Here is a 2427-nt window from a genome sequence, read left to right as displayed (position 1 = left end):
CCCTCGGCCTCGGCAAAGCGGGCGACCGCGGCACGCTGGGCCTCGATGCCCAACCCAGAACGTCCTTGCCGCTGTGTGGAGACTCGATAGTAGGCGACCGCGCTCGTCATGCTGCTGTTTCCGGGGTGTTCAAACTGCAAACCACCGTTTGCAGTGTGCTCACAAGGCCAGCACTAGCAACTCATGTCTGGCCTACCGGGGAAATAGCCTGCGCTCCGTTCAGGTCCGCTGACGCGCGGTCTTGAGCGTGCTTAGCCGGTGTCCTATAGCCACTCTGGATCATTGGGGTTTAACATGCACGAAAAACTGACAGCGCTCTCAAAACGTCTCAAGGACGAGCAACGGGAACTGCTTCTCGCCGCCGCCGAGCAGAACACAATACCGAGCGCCAGCACGATTCAACGAGTGGCCATGCTTGAGCTCAATATCGCTGCCATTGAGAATACCCTCGCCGACGAAAAATGATCCGAGCGGGGAAATGAGCGGACCAGCCGTCCGACGAGCCGGGCGTGCCACCTACAGGAGCTTCATATCTTCATAGGTGGTTACGAAGATCACTGATGTGTCCAGTTTTCCCTCTAGCTCATGGATGGAGGTCTCCTTCCAGCGCGCCCTGGTCTTCAGCCAGAAGATCGCTGCAGTGACGGCCTCCCGACCTTCACCGGTCGCCTTGCGGTAGAGGCTTTCGGCGACCCGTGCGTTGACCTTGATGGCGCCGCTCTCGAGCTCATGGGCGTAGGTCGCCTTGAGGTCCTGCTCGTCTGTGGCGAGCACGCAGGCGATGTCGGCCGTGCTAAGCCCGAAGCCGGCCAGCGCCTCTACCCTGGAGCTCAGTGGCCGGTTTTCCAGAGGAACTTCGATATCGGGGCTCATTCGGCCCGGTCCGCGTCCCAGAAGGTGACGGCATTGTTCGCTGGCGGCGTGCCGGCAGGAGACTTGCCCAAGCTTGCAGGATCCGGAGCGCGAAGGATGTTGCGGCGGATCTCATGCACCTGCTCGATCGGCTTGCCGTCCAGGCCTGAGTGCTCGTTGACCGAGGTCTCCTTCCAGCGGCCGCGTGCCTTGAGCCAGAAGATCGCGGCGATGACCGCTTCACGACCTTCGCCCGTTGCCTTGCGGAAGAGGTTCTCCGCCACCTTGGCATTGGCCTTGGTGTGGCCAAAGGCCAGTTCGTGTTTATAGTGCTTGCGCAGCGTCTTCGCATCGATACCGAGCATCCCGGCAATGTCCGCCTCCGGAACACCATAGCCTGCCAGCGCCTCTACCTGACGGCGATGAAAGGCATCGGGCTGATGGCTGGGGCGGGCCATCAGCCTGCCTCACCAGATGCCACACTCGCCGCCCGGCCTGCCTTGGCCTCGCCTTCCCGGCAATCATGCTCCTGGAGGTCAATTCCCGACGAAGAACGATTTTGGGCCAACGGAGTATCGGTCGAGGGCCGTTGCTCAGAATTGACCTCCAGGAGGCACTTTCTGGTGTAGGGATGGCGGCCGGCTCTGAACGGCCAGAGGGGACAGGTAACCGCCTCGCAGAGCTTTACCTCAGCCAGTTGCTGGCCTGAGCAGTCCAGGCACTTCCGTCGGATCGCCTCAACCGGGCTCATCGGCTTATAACCGGCGAGGCCGGCAGTATCGCGATTCGGCGGCCAAACCCGGGCAAGCTCCATCCTGGTCATGCCACTCCTCCAGCTCTTGCCGCCGCGATCTCGGAGAAGGTCCGTTCGTCGCCCTCCAGCACTGCTGCCTGGCCGGTGAAGTCCTGCCAACGCAGCACCGCGACATCGACATAGGCTGCGTTCAGTTCGATCGCGTGACAGCAGCGGCCGGTCATCTCGGCTGCGATGATCGTGGTGCCGGAGCCGCAGAAAGGCTCATAGACTGCCTGTCCGGGCGAGGAGTTGTTCTCGATTGGTCGCCGCATGCATTCGACGGGCTTTTGCGTGCCGTGGCCCGTGTCCGACTTCCTATGAGGAATGGCCCAGACGGTGGTCTGCTTGCGATCGCCCGCCCAGTGGCCCTTCCTGCCCTTCCTGACGGCGTACCAGGCCGGCTCGTGCTGCCAGTGATAGTCTCCGCGGCCGATGACCAGGCGGGTCTTGTCCCAGATGATCTGCGCGCGCACGGCAAAGCCGCTGGCCTCAAGGCTTGAAGCGACCGCTGCGGCATGAAGGGCGCCATGCCAAACATACATCACATCTCCCGGAAACAGCGCCCATGCTTCCCGCCAGTCGACACGGTCATCGTTGAGCACCTTGCCTCTGGCTAGACCTTCTCCATCGCCGAACCGCTCTCGCCATGAGGGATCGTAGCTGACGCCATATGGAGGATCGCAAACGCACAGGTGCGGTTTGATGCCGGCGAGCACCTTCTCGGCGCAGCACTTGCACTGCCGCCTTGCCTGGCGGCAATCCTTCGTCTTGGCGAAGCA

General features: G+C 62.3%; 4 protein-coding genes and 1 pseudogene. 1 reads left to right on the top strand and 4 read right to left on the bottom strand.

Annotation, left to right across the window (positions count from 1 at the left end):
• A pseudogene (locus M727_RS43650) lies at positions 1-110 on the bottom strand (resolvase); the annotation flags it as partial.
• A 184-nt stretch (positions 111-294) separates the two neighbouring features.
• Here M727_RS43650 and M727_RS42690 point away from each other — a divergent pair.
• Positions 295-465 carry a hypothetical protein gene (locus tag M727_RS42690; RefSeq protein ID WP_198032751.1) on the top strand — a complete coding sequence of 57 codons (171 nt, stop codon included), beginning with the start codon at positions 295-297 and terminating at the stop codon, positions 463-465.
• Between the two features lie 51 nt (positions 466-516).
• On the opposite strand, the gene M727_RS0132685 is transcribed toward M727_RS42690, so the two are convergent.
• The 3 genes from M727_RS0132685 to M727_RS38730 form a co-directional block, all read right to left on the bottom strand.
• Positions 517-873 (bottom strand): hypothetical protein, encoded by a 357-nt coding sequence (locus M727_RS0132685; RefSeq protein WP_036264323.1) that lies wholly within the window; start codon positions 871-873, stop codon positions 517-519.
• The gene (locus M727_RS38740; protein ID WP_051505845.1) at positions 870-1310 is read right to left on the bottom strand and encodes a hypothetical protein; all 441 of its coding nucleotides are present in this window, start codon (positions 1308-1310) and stop codon (positions 870-872) included. Before M727_RS38740 ends, M727_RS0132685 begins: the two co-directional genes overlap by 4 nt.
• Before the next feature lie 361 nt (positions 1311-1671).
• On the bottom strand, positions 1672-2427 hold a 756-nt coding region (locus M727_RS38730; RefSeq protein WP_198032750.1), incomplete at its 5' end, for a DNA methyltransferase.

The sequence above is a fragment of the Mesorhizobium sp. WSM2561 genome, from assembly GCF_000513915.1.
Lineage (GTDB): Bacteria > Pseudomonadota > Alphaproteobacteria > Rhizobiales > Rhizobiaceae > Mesorhizobium > Mesorhizobium muleiense.
This window is presented reverse-complemented; position numbering and strand designations above follow the sequence as displayed.